At 48.1% G+C, this 21,334-nt stretch carries 12 protein-coding genes; 2 read left to right on the top strand and 10 right to left on the bottom strand.

The window, feature by feature from the left end; genetic code table 11:
* Positions 1–49: 49 nt before the first annotated feature.
* The 7 genes from CRO25_RS16045 to uvrB all read right to left on the bottom strand — a co-directional run bounded on the left by CRO25_RS16045 (position 50) and on the right by uvrB (position 15,983).
* Positions 50–3,670: a DEAD/DEAH box helicase gene (locus CRO25_RS16045; protein WP_079695678.1), complete on the bottom strand. Its 3,621-nt coding sequence runs from the start codon at positions 3,668–3,670 to the stop codon at positions 50–52.
* Positions 3,671–3,837: 167 nt separating this feature from the next.
* Complete coding sequence (locus tag CRO25_RS16040; protein ID WP_072733564.1) at positions 3,838–6,351, bottom strand: U32 family peptidase; 2,514 nt, start codon at positions 6,349–6,351, stop codon at positions 3,838–3,840.
* 340 nt (positions 6,352–6,691) lie between these two features.
* On the bottom strand, positions 6,692–8,590 hold the full coding sequence (locus tag CRO25_RS16035) for a stalk domain-containing protein (protein WP_257018613.1): 1,899 nt from the start codon (positions 8,588–8,590) through the stop codon (positions 6,692–6,694).
* 43 nt (positions 8,591–8,633) lie between these two features.
* Positions 8,634–9,800 carry a S1C family serine protease gene (locus CRO25_RS16030; RefSeq protein WP_256336402.1) on the bottom strand — a complete coding sequence of 389 codons (1,167 nt, stop codon included), beginning with the start codon at positions 9,798–9,800 and terminating at the stop codon, positions 8,634–8,636.
* 272 nt (positions 9,801–10,072) lie between these two features.
* Positions 10,073–10,285: a hypothetical protein gene (locus CRO25_RS16025; RefSeq protein ID WP_063567497.1), complete on the bottom strand. Its 213-nt coding sequence runs from the start codon at positions 10,283–10,285 to the stop codon at positions 10,073–10,075.
* Positions 10,286–10,607: 322 nt separating this feature from the next.
* The gene (gene uvrA / locus CRO25_RS16020) at positions 10,608–13,466 is read right to left on the bottom strand and encodes an excinuclease ABC subunit UvrA (protein ID WP_079695677.1); all 2,859 of its coding nucleotides are present in this window, start codon (positions 13,464–13,466) and stop codon (positions 10,608–10,610) included.
* A 525-nt stretch (positions 13,467–13,991) separates the two neighbouring features.
* Positions 13,992–15,983: an excinuclease ABC subunit UvrB gene (gene uvrB, locus CRO25_RS16015; protein WP_063567499.1), complete on the bottom strand. Its 1,992-nt coding sequence runs from the start codon at positions 15,981–15,983 to the stop codon at positions 13,992–13,994.
* 169 nt (positions 15,984–16,152) lie between these two features.
* On the opposite strand from uvrB, the gene CRO25_RS16010 reads away from it, so the two are divergent.
* On the top strand, positions 16,153–16,950 hold the full coding sequence (locus CRO25_RS16010) for a flagellar motor protein (protein ID WP_063567500.1): 798 nt from the start codon (positions 16,153–16,155) through the stop codon (positions 16,948–16,950).
* Positions 16,934–17,776 carry a flagellar motor protein MotB gene (locus CRO25_RS16005; protein WP_079695676.1) on the top strand — a complete coding sequence of 281 codons (843 nt, stop codon included), beginning with the start codon at positions 16,934–16,936 and terminating at the stop codon, positions 17,774–17,776. The genes CRO25_RS16010 and CRO25_RS16005 overlap by 17 nt, the downstream gene beginning before the upstream one ends.
* A 190-nt stretch (positions 17,777–17,966) precedes the next feature.
* Here the strand turns inward: CRO25_RS16005 and CRO25_RS16000 are convergent, their stop codons facing one another.
* From CRO25_RS16000 to CRO25_RS15990, 3 genes are read right to left on the bottom strand one after another with little or no spacing between them, the layout of a single operon-like run.
* Positions 17,967–19,145 carry an ABC transporter permease gene (locus CRO25_RS16000; protein ID WP_079695675.1) on the bottom strand — a complete coding sequence of 393 codons (1,179 nt, stop codon included), beginning with the start codon at positions 19,143–19,145 and terminating at the stop codon, positions 17,967–17,969.
* Positions 19,138–20,328: an ABC transporter permease gene (locus CRO25_RS15995; protein ID WP_079695674.1), complete on the bottom strand. Its 1,191-nt coding sequence runs from the start codon at positions 20,326–20,328 to the stop codon at positions 19,138–19,140. The genes CRO25_RS16000 and CRO25_RS15995 overlap by 8 nt, the downstream gene beginning before the upstream one ends.
* 11 nt (positions 20,329–20,339) lie before the next feature.
* The gene (locus CRO25_RS15990) at positions 20,340–21,275 is read right to left on the bottom strand and encodes an ABC transporter ATP-binding protein (protein ID WP_079695673.1); all 936 of its coding nucleotides are present in this window, start codon (positions 21,273–21,275) and stop codon (positions 20,340–20,342) included.
* Between the last annotated feature and the right edge of the window lie 59 nt (positions 21,276–21,334).

Genomic DNA, 21,334 nt, shown 5'->3' with positions numbered 1-21,334 from the left:
GAAATAATTATATATTAGATAAATCGAATACGAATTTGGCTAGACTTCATTATACCATCAACAGCTCCCGGATATCCTGCTCGGATAAGGTGGTCGATCCTCGATCTCCGGGTTCAATGACTTCGGCAATCAAATCTTTTTTGCGCTGCTGCAGCTCCAGAATCTTCTCTTCAATCGTACCTTCCGTAACGAGGCGGATAACCTGTACGACTTGTTTCTGCCCCATACGATGGGCACGTCCGATGGCCTGTTCTTCCACGGCGGGATTCCACCAAAGGTCATATAAAATAACAGTATCTGCACCTGTTAAGTTCAATCCGGTACCGCCAGCCTTCAAGGAGATCAGGAAAAGCTCAGCTTCACCCTCGTTGAATCTGCGACACATCTCTACCCGAGTCTGTGCAGGTGTCTGACCATCCAGGTAGAACAAATCTCTCCCCTGTGCAGCGAGCGTCTGTCGAATCAGATTCAGCATGCTAGCGAACTGGGAGAAGATGAGAATGCGTTTCCCAGCAGCGAGACAATCCTGGACCGTCTCCAGCAGCTGCTCCATTTTCCCGGAATCCCCTTGATAACCCTCCACAAAGAGAGCGGGATGACAGCACAACTGGCGCAGGCGTGTAATACCAGCCAGTATTTTAATCCGGTTCTTCTGAAAGCCGTTCTCTTCCATATCCTTGGATGTCTCATCCTGAAGCTGAGACAGGTACGCGGCATACAGTTTCTTCTGTTCGTCCTTCAGCTCGGAGCGCTGAACGGTTTCAATACGATCCGGCAATTCCTCCAGCACATCTTTCTTCAGACGGCGAAGAATAAACGGACGGACCATTCGCGCGATTCGTTCAGGAGGCAGGTCCCGGAATCTGCGATAGCTTGGAAATAGGCCCGGGAAAACCGCTTCAAAGATCGACCATAGCTCATCCAATGAGTTCTCCACGGGTGTTCCTGTAAGAGCGAAGCGACGTGGTGCCTCAATCTGTTTAACCGCTTGGGCTGTCTGGGAAGAAGAGTTCTTGATAGACTGGGCTTCATCCAAAATAAGCGTATGAAACGTTCTCCCGAGATATGTGTCCAGATCGCGGCGCAATAGCGGGTAGGACGTCACAATAACATCTGCGTCATCCATGCCTGCGAGCATACTGGCTCGTTCGTCTTTCTGCCCAGCCGCAATCAGAACTCGCAAATGCGGCGCAAATCGGGCAAATTCATTCGCCCAGTTGTACGTTAACGAAGCTGGTGCAACGACGAGTACCGGGGGATGAGTAGCTTGTTGGTCCAACAGTCCGGCCTGTACTTCATCTGGGATGTTATTCCCGAAAGTTCCCTCATTGACAGTGTAATCAACATCACCTGGATTGCTTATGTGCTGTTTCGGCTTTTCTTTCAGTTCTGCCGCGATATAGGCAATACTTTGCAGCGTTTTACCAAGTCCCATATCATCTGCCAGGATACCGCCAAATCGGTAAAATGCGAGTGTACGCAGCCACTGATATCCACTGGCCTGATAATCACGCAACACGGGAGCAAGCGCATCCGGTAATGCAAAATCCATCCGCTCGGGATCACGAAGATCATCCAGGAAACGTTTCAGAGAACCTCCCCACTTCACATGGCCCGAAACCTCGTCTCGGCCAGGAAGCTGCAAGGCTCGAACTGCTGGCAGACGAATATGACTGCCATTGATATCGCCCGACGCCAGTCCAAGCGAATCCGTCATGTGTGCAAAGCTGTCCGCTCCGTCATTTTCGAGAGAGACAAACACACCGCTGCGCAAGCGGAAATACGGTTTCTTTTCCACAATGCTGCGCATAATTTCCTGAAGCTCCAGCTCATCTACACCTTCCATCTCGAATGAGATCTCCAGCCAATCCAAGCCTTTGCCCAGATCTGCCCGAACTTTCGGCGGTGTCGGATAGGATTGCATCATGGCCTTCACCGCATTCGGGATATAGACATCTACCTGCTTCTCAAGCTCCGGCAGCAAATGATACATCACATCGTATACCGCATCTTCTCGTTCACTTGCCCATACACTGCCATCCCGTTCCAGGAAAGAGCGATCTAGTCGGTCGATTAGGTTACGCTCCCCATGACGGTCACGTACCAAAATCACCTTTTTCTCTTCCTCATCGATCAAATATTCGGCCAGCGGATTAATCACCATTACAACGTAATCAAACTCCAGACGCGCAGTAATCCGTTCCCGGTAGAAATCAATATACAACTTTGGCGCAAGCTCCGGCTCTGCGATTCGTTCTCTCACCTGGGAGTCGATCGACAGATGTCCAAGTGTACGCAATTCCGGCACTACATGCTGCACGAATTCATCCACCTGCTGAGCAGAAATATCGATACTTTCCTTGATTCCATAAGAAGTGAGCGCTCTGCTCAAATCCTCCAGACTTCGCATCTGCATCGGCTCCAACATATGCAATTGCCCTTCCACCACGGCAGCATCATAGGCTGGAAGAAGAATTAACTCACGCAATCCGGAAATCTCAAGCTGATATCCTTCATTAGTCCCCTGCGCAATACGATAAAATAATGGCAGTGCACCTTCACCCAAAGTGAGTGGACCATTGGCTAACCCTGTTCCCTCCATCCGGCTATCTGCCTGCAGCAGCAAATCCAATAGAGGCTTCCAGACCAGAGGAGCAATCAATATATCTCTTCCGTCTGAAGCACCCAAGTAACCGGAGATGGATTCTCGGTAAGCTTCCTCACTCTGCCTCATCCGAATAAGCATAGACAAGATCGCCTGATCCTGTGGCCGAAAATAATGCATTGAAGGGTCGTAGAAAAATAGCTTGGTAAACGACATCGGCTCACCATTCTCAATGCAATTCAGGAATTGCTTCACTTTCTGAACTACATACAGGCGTTTATTTCCTACTTTCAGTTCAAGCGCGAGTTTGGCTCCGCCTTTGTGAACTTGAACAAGCTTGCATATAAATTGGAGCTGCAGCTCCTCCCGCAATGAAGACCGGGTTACAGGCGCAGTGTATTTACGATCATTTGATTGCAGGGGGCTGCGTTCTTTGGCAAACATGGAAAGAATCTGATCTGCTGTGCGGTAGGAAGGTTTATCTGCTGATCTACCCCATCCAGGAGCCGAGCTTGGTCGACCCACTTGAGCGAAATGTACGGACGGACGATCCATATCCGAATGGTCATCAAGCTTGGATTCGGAAGACAATGGCTCGGCTGCAAAGGCCTGAGCAGATGAAGTTGAATGAGATCCCACATTCATTACTGAGTCGGTATTTGAAATGGAGTTTGGACGCTCCCACTCATTCTCCTCCACCAGCGTTCCTACTCTGGAACTGGAGCCACGATCAGGTTTAGACACCAGCTTCGAGGATGTTTGAGAGCCCGTGTCACGCTGTTCTCCCCATTCATGAATCGCCAGCAAAACGGCAGCCACATGTTTGCAATAGTCATAATATCTCCCATCGCCCGGACAACTGCATCCGGCAACAACCTCACCTGCATCATCCAGATCAACCGTTACTTTGTATCGTTCTGTACCTCGAACCACAGCTTCGTAATGACGTTCATCCTGACTGGCAACCAGATTGGTCACCCTCCCAGATTGGTTATACGCTTCTCCCCGTTTGAAAGCCGTGACCCCGCACAGCAATTTGATATCCATCATCGTGAATGGCGCCACGGTTCTTCGCCTCCTATATTTCTCTGACAAACAAGATACCACATACGAATTTAGTATAGGTGTAGTTCAAGTCTCTTTTATAGAAAAAACCCCAAGAGCTCCGTAAAGCAGAGATTGGGGTTGCTTCATACTTCATGCCTGTTGCTGTTTGTTCCGGTTTCGATCTATTATTTCACCAGTTGACCACGCGTTACGCCAAGCTGGTTTGTTGCTTTCAGCGTTTTCCAAACTTGTGTACCACTGATCTCGCCACGCAGAGCACGGTTATACAGATCAATAACCTCACGCACCTGCTCTGGAGTTTCCTCCAGGAATTCCACACGGTAGCGGGATACACCCAGATCCATGAAGTTGGTCAGGTATTCTGCACCGGATTGTTCCACCGCATTATACACGGTATTACGGCAACCTTCGTCCACACGTACCGGGTGAGACATGCCGATCCGGTCTTGCAAGGAAGCCCGGTGATCTTCACATGGACGTCCACAGTTCGTAAAGTCCGTTCCTTCACTCATAAACGTACAGTACACACAGTGCTCGGTATGGAACATCGGCAAATGCTGATGAATAACGACTTCCGTCTGACTTGTACGGGAGTGTCCCAGCAAATCAACCATTTGCTGAATGTTCAGGTCATAAGAAGGTGTAATCCAGTCACAACCCGCTTCCAGGAACAGTTCCACTGCTTTGTGATTGGCGATGTTGAGTGAGAAGTCACCGATCAATTCCGGGTGCTTCGCATCCGGGTTCTCCATCCGATGGCGCAAGTAGAAGTATAACGCACCCGTATTACGTACGAGCACAGCATCCGGCTGCAAACGCAGGATGTTGTTGTGATATCCGTTCTCGCCAGGCATATGAATGCGTGGTGTTGCCAACGCAATCTTGCGGCCTGCGGCACGAACAGCTTCCACCGCTGCCGGGAACTGCTTGATAAACTCGAAGTCGGCGTAGATCATGCCGACACCTGCTTCCAGCGCTGCCTCCACTTGTGGCAGGCTGCGGCATAGCGCTGTCAGCTCCGCATGACCGCGAGCAACTGGCGCTGCCGGTTTAACCGCATCGCCGTAGACTTCCACCGCCCGTTTCACGTAGACGGGCGGTTTAGGGCGCTCGCCCGCGAGTTGTTCCACCGCCTGACGGCGAATATTATTCAACTCGCGCATCGGGATGATGACGTCACCGTGCAAGTTGACGTCCAATTCTTCCAGCTGGAACACAGTGCCGCCCAGACGTCCGAATTGCTCTTCGAGCAATTCGTGTGTCATTGGACGCTTCTGGGCGATATCCAGTTCCATCTCGGAATTAACACGGACCGTCGTGCCCTTCTGCACGTCCGTCCACCATGTGCTAAGCGGCTGCCCTGGGCTGCCGATAACTTTTACGTTTACCGGGAAGATACGATAAGGCTTCTCGATTTCAAAGCTCTGACGCAGACGTTTGTCCAGCGCTGGATCATTCGTTTTCCATACTTTGTCGCCAACTTTCACGCGGCGCAGGTCCACGTCACTACGGCCTGGTACAACGTCCACGATCCAGCCTTCCTCTGCTTCGCCTTCAAGCTTCACGCCTTTGCGACGTACATCGTAGACACGCCCGCCCTCTTCCTTCTTCGTCGGATCTCCGGCATCAAATACAATTCCGTCTCCACGTTTCACTGGTGCATCAAGCTTCAGGACGACACCATCACGCAATACTTGGTCTACACGACCCAGATAGACGCCACGGCTTTTCGGGAACGTACCGTCAACCAGCTGTTTATTATTCGTTCCGTCCAGGAAACCGTGTGTGAATCCACGAGAGAAGCTCTGTTGCAATTCACGAACTTCTTCCTTACTTGGAGGAGTATTATCTCCATCAAAGTAACGGTCAATCGCTTTGCGGTATTTACTAACCACGTTGGCCACGTATTCCGGCGTTTTGAGACGTCCTTCGATTTTGAAGGAAGTTACGCCTGCTTCGATCAGTTCCGGCATCAAGTCAATCGCAGCCAGATCCTTCGGAGACAGCAGATACGCCACATCGCCCATTGGTTTATGCTCGCCATCTACCATCAGGTCGTACGGCAGACGACAAGCCTGTGCACATTCCCCACGGTTGGCGGAGCGTCCGCCCCACATTTCAGAAGTCAGACATTGCCCGGAATAAGACACACACAATGCACCGTGAACAAATACTTCCATCGGCAACTTCGCCTGTTCTCCGATCTTCTGAATCTGCTTCAGGTTGTTCTCCCGTCCAAGCACGACACGTTCCATATCAAACGGCTTCGTAAACTCCACCGCTTCCGGTGACGTAATCGTCATTTGGGTTGAACCGTGGATCGGGAAATCCGGCGAGATCTCGCGAATCATTTTGACCAGACCCAAATCCTGTACAATCACGGCGTCCACACCTGCATCGACACAAGCGTCGATCAGTTCTTTGGCATCCGTCAATTCATTTTCAAAAATCAATATATTAAAGGTCAAAAAACCTTTTACGCCATAACTGTGCAAAAACGCCATAATCTCAGGCAGCTCGTCCATACGGAAATTGTTCGCCCGTGCCCGTGCATTAAATTTTTCGACTCCGAAGAAAATCGCATCCGCGCCGTTGGCTACCGCCGAACGCATACAGTCCCAGTCACCTGCGGGTGCCAGAAGCTCAACGTCTTCTCTTCGTATTGTTGCTGTTTTCATGTGTATCCTCCCCATAACCGGCATAGCCGGATTTCATCCCTAATACCCTGTACGCTAATCCTGTTCCTTGATTCCATACGCCTGCATTGTCACTGTATCGCTATATCTATACATTATGTCTGTATTGCCTGATTCCCAAGCCTACAGTCATTCTTATTTTTCAGAACAGCAGTCATAACTCCTGAACTAGTATAGTGTACCACTTCTGCAACGAGTCTTCTACGCTTTCCTGAAAAAACCGTTTATCATTTTCATTTCCATCTCACTCAACATGCATATACTAAAAACCGGAAGGTCTCTCGACCCTCCGGCAACATACATCTTATTTCAGTATTTCGTATTATTTGATAAAAGTAAATGAGTTCACGGCTTTTTCCAGCGCTGCTGCCTGGACTTCCGTCTTGTTGGCGTCATTCAGCCCGCTCGTAATGGTATACGTCGTTCCGTTCTGTTCAAACACGATCTGACGTCCGGTATACGGCACACCATTGTCCACTTCATGATAGATAAAGGAAAACGCAGGTACACCCGCAAACGTCAACTCCTCACTGCTAATCAATTTGAAGTTTTTACGAGTTTTGGTTGCTTCCGCATACGCCTCTCTAAGTTGACTGACAGTCATTTCAATGGATTTGTCCTCACTCGCGGCAATGGAGAATTGACCACCTGTGAAGGTATAAACCACAGGAGAATACTCAAACCGATCATTGTACGGCGTCCAGTAACGTGGAATATCTACACTGTAATGATAACGTTTGGACGTTCGTGTCACAGATTTTGTTTTATCCGTCAAATATGGGTCTTCATCCAGCTGTCCGAAATTATCAGATACGGTATCAAAATCAATCTCAACACTCTTCATGATACTCTTAAACCATTCCCGATCCTTCGTCTGCTCCTCAGGGAACGTATACTCTGCATAATAGCGATAGCCATTTTTTTGCAAAAGAACATCGAACTCCGTCTGCCATCCATCGCCAAAGTTATAACGGAACTCATTCACTTCGGCAGTCTCGCCTGATACATCCATCGTATACGAACCTATCGGCTCATAACTTTCCGGCGTGAATGTCTCACGCATCCACTTGTCCAGTTGGCCACTCCACTCTTTGACCGTCGCACCTTTCGGTGCAGATGTAACACGTAGTTGCAGATATGCACCATCCTTGGCTTCGTATATCATCTGGGTGTTGTCCATGGACCAGCCTGCTGGAATCTTCAGTTCAATGCCATAATCATCATTCCAGGTAGAGCGCATACCCTCATCCACGGTTGAAAGATCCTTAATTGTACGATCGGACTGAGCATAAGTAGGCTGGAATGAATTGAGTAGCGCTGCACGTTTGCCCAGATCCTTGTAATTCAGTGCTCCATAATCCGCGAGGTATACGTCATATTGGCGACCATCATGGATATATTGGCGCATTTCCCATAACACCCCGTCCGCATCCTTAACCACAATCCGGGCATAAGGTGTTTTCCCTTTGGCAATCGATTCCCGATCGAGCACCGTATCTCCGCTCTCTTTTGCTTCCTGAACAAGCTGCTGTAACAAATCATCCGAATCCAAATTCACATCCTGGTCACTCACATACACTTCAAGATAATAACTGCTGTCCTCCGCGCCAAATGTCATCATGCGCTCCTGCTCACCCGTTTGCAGAATCATGAGGTCGGATGGGTAATTAATGGACCAGCCGTAATAACTGTTACCAATTCTCGTTTTGCCTTCGTCCAGATTAATGCCGCCCTCGTCCTCATCCTCCGATTCGTCCGTTTGCAATAATCGAATGACCATTTCTCCTGAACTGCTTGGAGCAAGTGTAGCGCCAATCCCCGCAGCTACCGGGCGGAGTGGTACCATAAGCACGCCATTTACCATTTTTGGGGCTGCGCCCATCTCTTTTTTGACTCCATCCACCCAGGCAATCGAACTGCCAATGGTTAAGGTGACAGTATGCGGACCTTCCTTAACTTTGACCACATCATTCTTCTCCAGTCGGATCTCGCTGCCAAAAGCCTTCTTGAATACACCGACAGGAACCATCGTAACCCCTTTGAACATATATGGTTTGGCGATTGCCTGCTTGCTGCCGTTGATATAAACGCTCGTACTACCCGCTGTGATCCGCAGCTCACTTGTTATAAGATCGGATGCCCACGCAGGCAATGCCGCTCCAATGCTCAGCATCCCGGCTAACATACCTGTGCTTAGCACACGTAAAAATGATTTTTTCATTCCGTTCATTCGTCCTCTCTGGATCCGGATTGCTCGCCGGGCTTTATTGATCTTCATCTACAGTGAACTGCTCATCTTCATCGTCTTGGATATCCGCTCGATCAGCAAGGACCACCGTACGAGTGACAATATCGCCGTCCGTTTGCATTAACAGTTTGACTTTCTGTCCTGGCACATACGTTTTGAGCAACTCATTGATATCCACCACAGAGGACACACGTGTGCCTGCCACACTGTATAACACATCCCCCTCTTTAATTTTGGCTTTCTTCGCTTGAGCTGACAGCACACCCGTAATCGTCAAAGGATCATCTGTAGGCAGGCCCACAATCGCTGACCAGCTCTCTTCCAGTTGCAAGCCGAGGCTTGCACGCTTGATTTTCCCGTATTCAAAGAACTGATTGATAATATATTGAACGGTATCTACTGGAATTGAAAATCCCATGCTCTCGATACCTACTGCTGAAAATTTCATAGAGTTAATACCAACAACTTCACCTTTGAGGTTGACTAGCGGTCCGCCGCTGTTGCCAGGGTTAATGGCTGTATCTGTTTGAATCAACCGATAGGTGGCCTCCACTCCCCGATTAAGACCACTGATTACGCCCACTGTCGCCGAGTTACGCAAAGAGAAGGAAATCGGTGTGCCGATGGCAATGACGGTTTCTCCAACGGTTGTTTGGGAGGCTTTGGCGAAGGTCGCCGGTTTAAGAGATTTGGCATTAATTTTGATTAGAGCGATATCGCTTAACGGGTCACTGTATGTTTTGGTGATTTTATATGTATTGCCATCAGTCGTCACGACCAACGGATTGATTAATCCATCAACCACATGGGCATTCGTCACAATCCAGCCGTTGGAGCGGATGATCACGCCAGTGCCATGAGCTAGGTTATAGCGATCCGATGTGACGCCATCCTGTAATTCAGTAGATTTGCCGATAATGCCTACAACAGAAGGAGATACTTTTTCAATTACTTTCGGGACTGCTTCACTGCCCTTATACTGAAACGTTCCAGACTTGGCGTCATATTGCCCACTTCCTCCGAGCGCTTTGACCAAATCCTTTGAACTAACATATACTTGTCCATCTACCATTTTGGCTTGCATACTTGATGAAGACTCCGCTGCCCCAGCCGTTGCTGCAACACTGATCGAGAGTACAGCAGCCATCAGTATGGCTACGCCCTTTTTCCCCAACACTCTCATTCTCTCACCTAACCCTCTCTATATATCCTCCGTTATGCAACCGAACCATATGATCCATTACTGAATCTCTTTCTCTATTATCTGCAATACCGGTATCCTCAAATTTAACATACAAATTATTCCTGTACAATCTCTTTAAGACCTAATTTCGATAGAGAAGACCGTATTATCCGAACCACTCTGCAAAACACAAAAAAACACCCTCCTTAATTCTCTGGAAAGTGTTTGTCTGTTCTTCTACTTGCTGTTTTCAAATAAGTTCAGCGGTGTCTCTACGAACCAAACCAACCGGTAATCATGGCATAGTCCGTCAAAAGGAATACCAGCAGACTAACCACTGCAAATCCGATAGCAAACAAATTCTTCTTCGGTGCGCGAACCAGTCGGACAACTCCAATGAAAATCAGGATCGTAAATAAGATGACAAAAATATCAAACGCATTAAAATTCGAAGTACTCGCCGCGGCAGCTTCTGCAAACAGCATGGATAGACAGACCTCCTCACCATAGTTGAACAGCTAAACGCATACCCTAATATCTTCCTCTATGTTATCTGTACCCTGCTTGTAATGCAAGCCCTATCATCCAGAAAAATGAAAAAAATCCAGTTTGGCAGTAGATTGATGGAATGCTTGCTCTACCACATATGTAAACACTTTCACCGATGTCATATTAAGATTGGCACAACGGTAAAATATCAGAAAACCCTTCTCCTCGAAAGAAGAGGACATCAGATCATACACCTATGCCACCTACTTCATGAAAAGAAGGGTTAGATATTCACAAACAACCTGTAAACCGGAGCATTTACTCCGTCAATTGTAACGTCTTGCTTCGTTCCGTATCCCGATCCAATACTGGCTTCAAGTACTTACCGGTATAGGAAGCTTCCACTTTAATAATATCCTCAGGCGTACCTGTCGCAACAATGGTTCCGCCACCGCTTCCACCTTCCGGACCCAGATCAACGATATAATCGGCTGTTTTGATAACATCCAGGTTATGCTCGATAACGAGTACCGATTCACCGGAATCCACCAGACGGTGCAGGACGTTCAGCAGACGATCAATATCATCGACATGAAGACCGGTCGTTGGCTCATCCAGAATATAGATCGTTTTACCCGTACTACGACGATACAGCTCGGAAGCGAGCTTCACGCGTTGTGCTTCACCACCGGACAACGTTGTTGCAGGCTGGCCCAAATTAATGTAGCCCAAACCCACGTCGAGCAAGGTTTGCATTTTGCGATGAATTTTCGGAATGTTCTCGAAGAACTGCGTTGCATCCTCTACCGTCATTTCCAACACATCTGCAATATTTCTATTTTTGTATTTGACTTCAAGTGTTTCGCGATTATACCGTTTGCCTTTGCAGACCTCACAAGGCACGTAGACATCTGGCAGGAAGTGCATCTCAATTTTGATAATGCCGTCCCCGCGGCATGCTTCACAACGTCCACCTTTAATATTGAAACTGAACCGACCTTTTTTGTATCCGCGCACTTTGGCTTCATTGGTCTGTGCAAACAGATCACGGATGTCATCAAAGACGCCTGTATAAGTAGCCGGGTTGGAGCGTGGTGTCCGTCCGATTGGAGACTGGTCAATATCAATGACTTTATCGATATGTTCCAGACCGCGAATCTCTTTGTGCTGACCTGGGCGTACTCGTGCGCGGTTCAGGTCACGCGCCAGCGTTTTATACAAAATCTCATTAATTAGCGTTGATTTACCCGAGCCGGATACACCCGTTACTGCGGTAAATACACCCACTGGAATTTTTACATTGAGGTTTTTCAGGTTATTTTCCTTCGCTCCACGCACTTCCAACCAGCGGTCCCCGACACTACGGCGTTCCGTACGTACCGGAATAAACTTGCGCCCACTCAGATATTGACCCGTTAGCGAGTTCTCGTCATTCATGATTTCTTCCGGTGTACCCTGCGACATGATGGTACCACCGTGGATACCTGCCCCAGGACCAATATCGATAATATAATCGGCGGCCATCATCGTATCCTCATCATGTTCAACCACGATCAGTGTGTTACCGATATCCCGCATATGAGCGAGAGTTGAGATCAGACGATCGTTATCCCGTTGATGCAGACCGATACTCGGCTCATCCAGAATATACAGTACACCCATCAGGCTGGAACCAATCTGTGTCGCCAGTCTGATCCGCTGGGCTTCACCACCGGACAACGTTCCTGCAGCACGGCTCAGGGTCAGATAATCTAGTCCTACGTTTACTAGGAAGCCGAGACGGCTGTTGATTTCTTTTAAAATAAGTTTGGCGATTATTTCTTCTTTCTCACTCAATTGTAGCGAATCGAAGAAACGGCCAGCTTCTCCAATGGACAAACTTGTCACATATGCCATGTTGTGATCGTTAATCGTAACAGCAAGGCTTTCACGTTTCAGTCGCTGTCCTTTACATGTTCCACAAGGCTTGGCACTCATATAACCTTCAATGAATTCACGGATACCTTCGGATGCTGTCTCACGGTAACGACGCTCCAAATTATTCACAATACCTTCAAAGGTAACCAATGCTTCTTTCCGTTGTCCAAAATCATTCTCGTACCGGAAACGAATTTTCTCCGTACCTGTACCCTGCAACAGCTTGTTCATTTGTTCAGCAGGCAGATCTTCTACAGGTACGTTTTGCGGAATGTTAAAGTGTTCGCATACCGATTTGAGGAACTGCGGATAATAGGTGGATGTACCACCTGTCCAGGCATCAAACGCACCCTCTTCAATTGTTTTGCTGCGATCCGGTACCAACAGGTCCGGGTCAACAATCATTTTGACACCTAATCCATCACAATCCGGGCAGGCTCCAAATGGGCTGTTGAACGAAAACATGCGCGGCGCCAGCTCTTCAATACTGAACCCGCACACCGGGCAGGCAAAGTTGGAACTGAAGCGCAGTTCTTCCTCACCCATAATATCTACCAGCAGCTGTCCACCGGACAGATTAAGTGCAGTCTCAATAGAATCGGCCAAACGTGATTGCACATCTTCCTTAATTACGATCCGGTCAACGACGACTTCAATCGTATGCTTTTTGTTCTTCTCCAATTGAATATCTTCCGACAAATCACGTAATTCCCCGTTCACCCGTACACGAACGAAGCCCTGCTTGGACACATCGGCAAATATACTTTTGTGTTCACCCTTGCGTCCAGAGACAATCGGTGCCAGAATCTGCAACCGGGTCCGCTCAGGATATTGCATTATGCGGTCAACCATCTGTTCTACGGTCTGGGAACTAATTTCGACGCCATGATCCGGACAATGAGGATGTCCCACACGTGCAAATAACAGACGCAGGTAGTCATAGATTTCCGTAACGGTTCCGACGGTGGAACGCGGGTTACGGCTTGTCGTTTTCTGATCTATGGAAATAGCCGGTGACAATCCTTCAATGGAATCAACGTCCGGTTTCTCCATCTGCCCCAGAAACTGCCGTGCATAAGCCGATAATGATTCAACGTAACGTCGCTGTCCTTCGGCATATATCGTATCAAAAGCCAGCGAGGACTTGCCTGAGCCACTCAGACCGGTCAATACAACAAAACGGTCACGCGGGATGGTGATATCAATGTTTTTGAGGTTATGCGCTCGCGCGCCTTTGATGACAATGTTCTCGCTCGCCAATGGTATTCATCCTTTCAATGTTGAAATTCCAACCTTTTTTAAAGGCTTTTCAATCCCTCCCAAACCCTCCCTTCCAAGGGAGGGCCCCAGAGGGCGCAGCCCTCTGGACACCCGAAACAGGCGGTGCAATGGTGAGAGGTTGGGTCTTGCTATGTGAAGGTTGTCGTGTGCCCGCAGCTTCGTCCAAGATCCCGGCCGATCGCCGGTCTCTTGGAAGGCCGCTCTACCACGAGAGGGCGCTCACGGCTTCGCCTCGTTCGCGATAGGTCGCCATTGCCTTTGGCTCGGCTCCTGGGTACACGACTTCCAAATGTTTTCCTATAAACCTTTTAACCAATTTCAACTTTTCTATCAGTATAGACCTGATTTTACGTTTTCAACATGTCTAATTATCGGTAGATATCAATGATTTCCTGACTCAACAAGAGAACGGCCACCCGGCCGTTCTCTTGTTGCAGATCTATCCATGCTGCGACACATTCTACTGTGCCTCTATCTTAAACTTATGCTGTCTGCCTTAATAAGCTATTCTGCGCGCAGTTCCAGCAATGCATCACGAAGTTCAGCAGCACGCTCAAACTGCAAGTTTTTGGCTGCGTCTTTCATCTCTGCCTCTAGGCGCTGAATAAGCGACTGACGTTCCTTCTTCGACATCTTCTCGGCAGCGCCTGTAAGATAGTCTTTCTTGGATTCGGCAACTTTGGTTGCTTCAATCACATCACGCACTTTTTTGCGAATCGTCTGTGGTGTAATGCCATGCTCCTCGTTATACGCAATTTGGATCGCACGACGGCGTTCCGTTTCCTTCATCGCTTTTTCCATCGAATCTGTCACTTTGTCACCGTACAGGATAACTCGACCTTCACTGTTCCGCGCCGCCCGGCCAATCGTTTGAATCAGTGAGCGTTCCGAACGTAAGAAGCCTTCTTTATCGGCATCCAAAATGGCTACCAGAGAAACTTCAGGAAGATCCAGACCTTCCCGGAGCAAGTTGATTCCGATAAGGACATGGAAAACCCCCAGCCTTAGATCACGTAGAATCGCCATACGCTCCAATGTCTTGATCTCGGAGTGCAAATAACGTACCTTGATTCCGATCTCCTTCAGATAATCTGTTAAATCCTCGGACATCTTCTTCGTTAATGTTGTGATCAGGACCCGCTCGTCTTTCGCAATCCGGTCATTAATCTCACCGATCAGGTCATCGATCTGCCCCTTCGTTGGACGCAGTTCAATAATTGGATCAAGCAGACCGGTTGGACGAATGATCTGTTGCACCATCGTATCCGTATGCTCAATCTCGTAAGGACCTGGTGTCGCAGATACATAGATAATCTGATCCATCTTCCCTTCAAACTCATCGAACTTGAGAGGGCGGTTATCCAGCGCAGATGGCAGACGGAATCCGTGATCAACCAGTACAGTCTTCCGTGCTTGGTCACCGTTATACATCGCACGGATCTGTGGAAGAGTCACGTGGGACTCATCGACCACAATCAACATATCATCCGGAAAATAGTCCATCAGCGTGTAAGGTGTATCGCCTCGTTCGCGGAATGTCAGTGGGCCGGAATAGTTTTCAATCCCTGAACAAAAACCGACTTCTTTCATCATCTCGATATCGTACCGGGTACGTTGCTCCAGTCGCTGAGCCTCCAACAATTTCCCCTGTTCACGCAATACTTCAAGACGCTCTTCCAGTTCACGCTCAATATTCACTAGCGCAACCTTCATCGTCTCTTCCTGGGTTACGAAGTGAGATGCCGGGAATATCGCAATGTGCTCACGTTCCCCAACCAGTTCTCCGGTTAACACATCAATCTCCGTAATTTTCTCAATCTCATCACCGAACAACTCCACCCGAATCGCATGTTCACCCTTCGATGCCGGGAAAATCTCGATAACGTCACCGCGAACGCGGAACGTACCACGCACAAAGTTAATGTCATTTCGCTGATACTGAATCTCCACCAGACGGGACAAAATCTGATTGCGCGGTTTCTCCATGCCTACCCGCAGGGACAGAAGCATGCTGGAATAGGAGTGCGGCGAACCCAAACCATAGATGCAGGATACACTCGCTACAATAATGACATCTCTGCGTTCAAACAATGAACTCGTAGCCGCATGGCGCAACTTATCGATCTCTTCATTGATACTTGAATCCTTCTCGATGTACGTATCCGAGGAAGGAATATAGGCCTCTGGCTGAAAGTAATCGTAGTAACTGACAAAATACTCAACCATGTTATTTGGAAAAAAGTCTTTGAACTCACTTGCAAGCTGAGCTGCCAGCGTTTTATTGTGGGCAATAATCAGTGTGGGACGTTGCAGCTTGGCAATCGTCTGTGCAATGGTGAACGTCTTACCCGTACCGGTTGCACCCAGCAATGTCTGATATCTCTTCCCCTCCTGAACGCCCTTCACCAATTCTTCAATGGCTGCAGGCTGATCACCTTGGGGAGAAAACTCTGATTCGATCTCGAACGTTTTGTCGCTCATTATAATATCGCTCATTGCCGTATCTCACCCTATCGTCTAAAATAATAGTCACTATATATTGTCGAAGTTCCCCGAATTTACATATGGGAAAACTTATAGTAATAGGAATATTTGTTCCCGTATAATTATACCTCGTCTGTGCAAGTGATGCAATCGCGAACTAAAGATAGGAGTGGGTTAATTTATGGATATTGCGACACTTATCGGCATTATTGCCGGGATTGCCGCAGTCATTAGTGGTTTTTTATGGGAAGGTGGCCAATTATCCGGTCTGATGCAAAAGACGGCTGCTCTAATTGTATTTGGTGGAACGATTGCCGCAGTTGTTGCCAGTTTCCCTGCACATCGGCTGCGTACGATTCCTGCTGCCCTCCGCATGGCCTTTGGGCGTAACAACAATGACACAAGCCAGTGGGTTGAAGAACTTGTAGATATGTCTTCAATCGCTCGCCGCTCAGGCGTGCTTGCACTGGAACGAAAAGTAATGGACCATCCGCATCCATTTTTGCAAGATGGTATTCAGATGGTTGTCGATGGCACAGATCAGGATGTTGTTCGCCAGATCATGGAGATGGAGATTGATTCCGTCGAACAAAAATATGAAGGTTATGCCAAAATTTTTGAATCAGCAGGCGGTTATGCTCCAACGATGGGTATCATTGGTACCGTGATGGGACTTATTCAGGTACTCGGCAGCCTGACCGATCCTACTGGACTCGGCCCAGCGATTGCTGTTGCCTTTACCGCAACCCTCTACGGGGTCGCCAGTGCCAATCTTATCTTTTTACCCATTGCTTCCAAAATTAAATCCCGTGGAGCAGACGAAATTCAGACGATGGAAATGCTGCTCGAAGGCGTATTATCCATCCAGAACGGGGAAAACCCTCAGCTTGTGCGTAAACGGCTGGAGTCCTTCACACTTACTCACCGCCAGATTACACGTCCTGTAGTGAAGGAGGGATTGGATGAGTCGGCGCAGTAAACGGCGCGGAAAACGTGAACCTGGAGATCATCGAGATCGCTGGATGATTACCTATGCCGATCTCATTACTCTGCTGCTGATCTTTTTTGTGATCATGTATGCCATGAGCCATCTGGATTCTGGTAAATACGATGTGGTTACTCAATCGTTGCAAAATACTTTCAACCAATCCAACTCCCTGCTCGATCAAGGTGAAGGTATTGGTGGTACAGCTGGACAAGCTATTACCAAGAATCCGCCTTCCCAGATTCAGGGCGAAGACCCCGGAGAAGGCAAAGGACCCTCTTCCGGCTCCGAGACAAGTAAGCCAGATGATGACGATCAGCCACTTACGGAGCGTGAAGAGCAATTCAGATCACAGGAGCAGGAGCTGCAAAATTTGTTCAATGTGATTACCCAGTATATCGAGGACAATAAACTGGAAAATCAGATTTTTGTTGCGGACAAGCCGCAAGGCATCTCTATCACACTCAGTGACCGCTTCCTGTTTGATCAGGGAAAAGCTGCACTCAAAAGTGATGCTGCACCCACACTGAGCAAATTGGCAAGCCTGTTCCGTGATCTGAGCACCGTTGTTAGCATTGAAGGGCATACGGATAACGTTCCTGTCGGGGCGAACGCTACCTATAAAGACAATTGGGAGCTTTCCGGTGAACGCGCACTGTCTGTATTACGATTTTTTCTCGATAAAGAAAAGCTTGACCCTGACGGCTTTCAATATGCCGGATACGCGGATACGCGCCCAACTGGGGATAATACTACCGCCGCAGGGCGGCAAAAAAATAGACGGGTGGAAATCACCGTCTTGCGTCAACTCCAACCTTAAACTCAAACATTTCGTATGGAGCACCCTTGCTCTATTATAAAAAGCACGTTCTTACTGAATTCGATTCAGCAGAACGTGCTTTTTGTTTATACTTCTATCTCTTATTGCTAAACGACAGATCCCTTATTTTCTTCGTTGTACAGCAATGGCACACGATGTGATTACCTTCATCATACAAACGATTCACACATTACGCATCTACGCCTGGCTGGCTGGGACGAAGAATCGCAGAACCCACCGTCAGCAAAATGGCTGCCATGCCAAACAGTATCAGCAGCGGCATTGTGATATCCGACAACGTACCACCAGCAGAGACTGTTTCCACCGCTTGAATCGCCCATTTCTGCGGAACAAAATTAGCAAGTTTTTGCATGTAATCCGGCATGATCGACAGTGGCCAGAAACAGCCACCAATCATACACGTCGGTGTGATAATCAGTGAATTCAGCATGGTTGCATTTTTGGATTCACGAATCAAACCGGCAACCGTACTCGCAATCCCCATGGAGACCAGCATAAATGCGGCCAAAATAAGCAGATGGATGCCAAATGGAATCCCCGCATCATAATGAAGCACCCATCTGCTAATCCCCAGTACCAAAACAATTTGGATTAATCCGATCGCAAAACTTCCCAGAAAATTGCCCAGTGCGATTTCATAGGCGCGGACCGGCGCCGTGTAAACTCTTGCCATCGTCCGCTGCCTGCGGTCTTCCATAATAACAGCAACTGTACTGGTCAGCAGACCCATCATGAACATAATTGTAAATCCGGTTACGTTGTTCAAACCCGGTTTTGGATAAATCTTCAGCTCAGTTGCTTCACCCGAAATTTGATGTTTACCAAGTTCAATTAACAGCTCTTTAAATTTTGCTTGGGCCAGAGCTGGATCAGAAGTCTCACCCGATGCCGCATCTGTTGCTGCCAATACTGCCGAAGCAGATTGATTCAATCCCGCCGCCAAACCTTCAACAGCAGCTCTAAGCGTATAAGAGCTTTCACTGACACGAAGTTCTACCAGCTGGATTTCAGGCTGTTTGTCTTGCAGTAAATTGTCCGTGTAATGCGCCGGGATGACGAGTCCTGAACTCCCCCTTTGCTGCGCGATGGCTTCATTAACTTCCCCAACGGTTTTCATGGGTTTGAGCAAATATTCCTCTTTGCGGCCAAGCTCATCCAAGATCCATCTGCCTGCTGCACCCTGATCCTCGTTTACATAAGGAATGACTGCACGTGTTCCCTCCTCGCTCCCAAACAACGCAATTGTTCCTGTGACGACAAGGCAAGGAAGAAGAAAGAATGTGATGAAACCCCGTTTTCGCAATATCGTGCGCCGGATCATCAGCCAGGCAATATTCAGGCTATTCATAGCGATATCCCGCCTTTCTATAGATCAGTCCCGCTGCCGCCACCATTACCGCACATACCGAACCAAGCATCATGATGCTGTACATAATCTCACTTAAGGGAGCGTTCAGCATCATCCGCAGAAAACTTTGCAAAGCCCAGTGGTTTACCGTAAATTCGCTTATTCGCTGTACAAAACCAACGGCAATGGGTGTAAATCCACCGCTAATAAATGTCATGGCAATAATGATGCCTTGAAGAGCGGCGCTTGCGGATGCGGAATTCTTGAAAAGCAGGGCAACAATCACGCCGAGAGTCATGGAAGCCAGCGTAATCAGCACACAGATTAGAACAATTAGCCAGGGATGTGTGCCCCAGTTCACACCATATAACCAATGTGTCGCCAGTACGATGATGATGGCCTGCAAGAAAGCAATTAGGCTATTGCCTGCAATTTTCCCTGCAAAAATGACCCCATTGCCGATTGGAGCTGCTTGTAAGCGAGTTAGCGTTTTTTTATCTCTTTCACCAAACAGACTGTTGCTGGTTGTCATACCTGAGTAAAGCATGAACATGGCGAGCATGGAAGCTGCATAATATTGTGAAGCACTATAAGAGGTACCCACTTCTCCGGGACTGCTGACGGCTATATATGAAGAGCTCGTTCTATTGGTCTGTGAATGCTCAGACATTGCAGCTACTGCGTCAGGACCTAACACTTTCGCCGCAGCGACCTGTCTGTTCAGTTCATCCGTGAACCGCGTAAACAAAGTCTCACCTACAACATTGAGCGTGCCATCTTTCCCCAATATCCATTGCAACCTTGCCTCTTCCCCTTTCATGATCTGCTCCTCCAGATCTGATGGGACAATTACGGCAAAATCCAGATCACCACGTCGCAGTGCACTTACAGCCTCTTTTTCCGTAGGTATGTTCTGTACCTTCATCATTTCGCTTACTGCCAAAGATGTCACAAATGTATTTAAAGCTTCGCTGATCGCTCCAGAACCGGAATCCTCTTCTGTTTGAATGATCCCTACTCTCACCGGGTCAGGAATGGCTTCTTTTGCCGTCCCCATTGTACTGGAGAGTGCAGTACCCAATATAAAGATGAGCAGCAGCGGCAGAATAAACAGATTCAGCAGAACGGAACGAATTCTCAGAATCCGTCTCAATTCAAAAATGCAAATATGCCATATGTTCATCTGACATCCTCCTAGTCCCGAAGCGTACGTCCGGTCAGATTGAGGAAGAGCGTTTCCAAATCAGGCTCTTCAACCTTGAGCGATTGAATGGAGATTTCATGTTTGCTGCAAATGAAGAGCATATCCTGTAGGTCCTGCTGTGCAGAAGGCAGCGTAATGGTCAATGTATCGTCTGATACTTCTACCGCCCGCACACGGGGGTGAAGTTTTAACTCCTCCACAACGTCGTGACCAATGCCCGAAGTGGTGAGCACTATTTTTTCCTCAGATGCAACCCGTTCTCTCAGTTCTGCTTCGGTGCCGCAGGCAATGATATGCCCCTGATCCATAATCGCTACCCGGTGACTGATTGCAGCAACTTCCTCCATGTAATGACTTGTATAAATAATGGTTGACCCCATCTGATTAAGCGTACGGACGGACTCCAAAATATGATTCCGTGATTGCGGGTCAATGCCCACTGTTGGTTCATCCATAATGATTAAATCCGGTCGATGCATAATGGCACACGCAATGTTCAGCCTGCGTTTCATACCGCCAGAGAAAGTGGAAGGGGCATCCTTCGCTTTGTCCTGCAAACCTACAAATTCGAGGGATTCCTGCACTCTTTCTTTAAGCATTTTTCCACGGAGTCCATATAGTCGGGCAAAAAAAGTTACATTCTCCGCAGCAGTCATCGTTTCATATAGAGCCAGATCCTGTGGTACCAGTCCGATTTTGCGTTTCACTTCAAGCGGCCGTTCCTTGACCGATATGCCATCCAACCGAATTTCACCCTGATCCATATTTAAAAGACCGGCAATCATGCTAATGGTGGTACTTTTCCCTGCTCCATTGGGTCCAAGCAATCCAAAAATTTCACCTTTACCGACACTCAGATTTAAATGATCCACTGACAGCTTGCTACCGTATCGTTTCACGACGTGATCCACTTCAAGCATAGCCATAGATTATACACTCCTCTTCCGTCCAGCTTCCTGCGACTGGATTTTCATATCTGTATTGT

The sequence above is a fragment of the Paenibacillus sp. RU5M genome (assembly GCF_900221055.1).
GTDB lineage: Bacteria > Bacillota > Bacilli > Paenibacillales > Paenibacillaceae > Paenibacillus > Paenibacillus marchantiae.
The sequence above is the reverse complement of the archived record's forward strand: the minus strand, read 5'-3'. Positions and strand labels throughout refer to the sequence as shown.

Coding starts and splice junctions, on each gene's coding strand:
- CRO25_RS15995 (WP_079695674.1), bottom strand. CDS start 20,328: ATGAACATATGGCATATTTGCATTTTTGAATTGAGACGGATTCTGAGA.
- CRO25_RS16025 (WP_063567497.1), bottom strand. CDS start 10,285: ATGCTGTTTGCAGAAGCTGCCGCGGCGAGTACTTCGAATTTTAATGCG.
- CRO25_RS16035 (WP_257018613.1), bottom strand. CDS start 8,590: ATGAAAAAATCATTTTTACGTGTGCTAAGCACAGGTATGTTAGCCGGG.
- CRO25_RS16010 (WP_063567500.1), top strand. CDS start 16,153: ATGGATATTGCGACACTTATCGGCATTATTGCCGGGATTGCCGCAGTC.
- CRO25_RS15990 (WP_079695673.1), bottom strand. CDS start 21,275: ATGGCTATGCTTGAAGTGGATCACGTCGTGAAACGATACGGTAGCAAG.
- uvrB (WP_063567499.1), bottom strand. CDS start 15,983: ATGAGCGATATTATAATGAGCGACAAAACGTTCGAGATCGAATCAGAG.
- CRO25_RS16005 (WP_079695676.1), top strand. CDS start 16,934: ATGAGTCGGCGCAGTAAACGGCGCGGAAAACGTGAACCTGGAGATCAT.
- CRO25_RS16040 (WP_072733564.1), bottom strand. CDS start 6,351: ATGAAAACAGCAACAATACGAAGAGAAGACGTTGAGCTTCTGGCACCC.
- CRO25_RS16000 (WP_079695675.1), bottom strand. CDS start 19,145: ATGAATAGCCTGAATATTGCCTGGCTGATGATCCGGCGCACGATATTG.
- CRO25_RS16030 (WP_256336402.1), bottom strand. CDS start 9,800: ATGAGAGTGTTGGGGAAAAAGGGCGTAGCCATACTGATGGCTGCTGTA.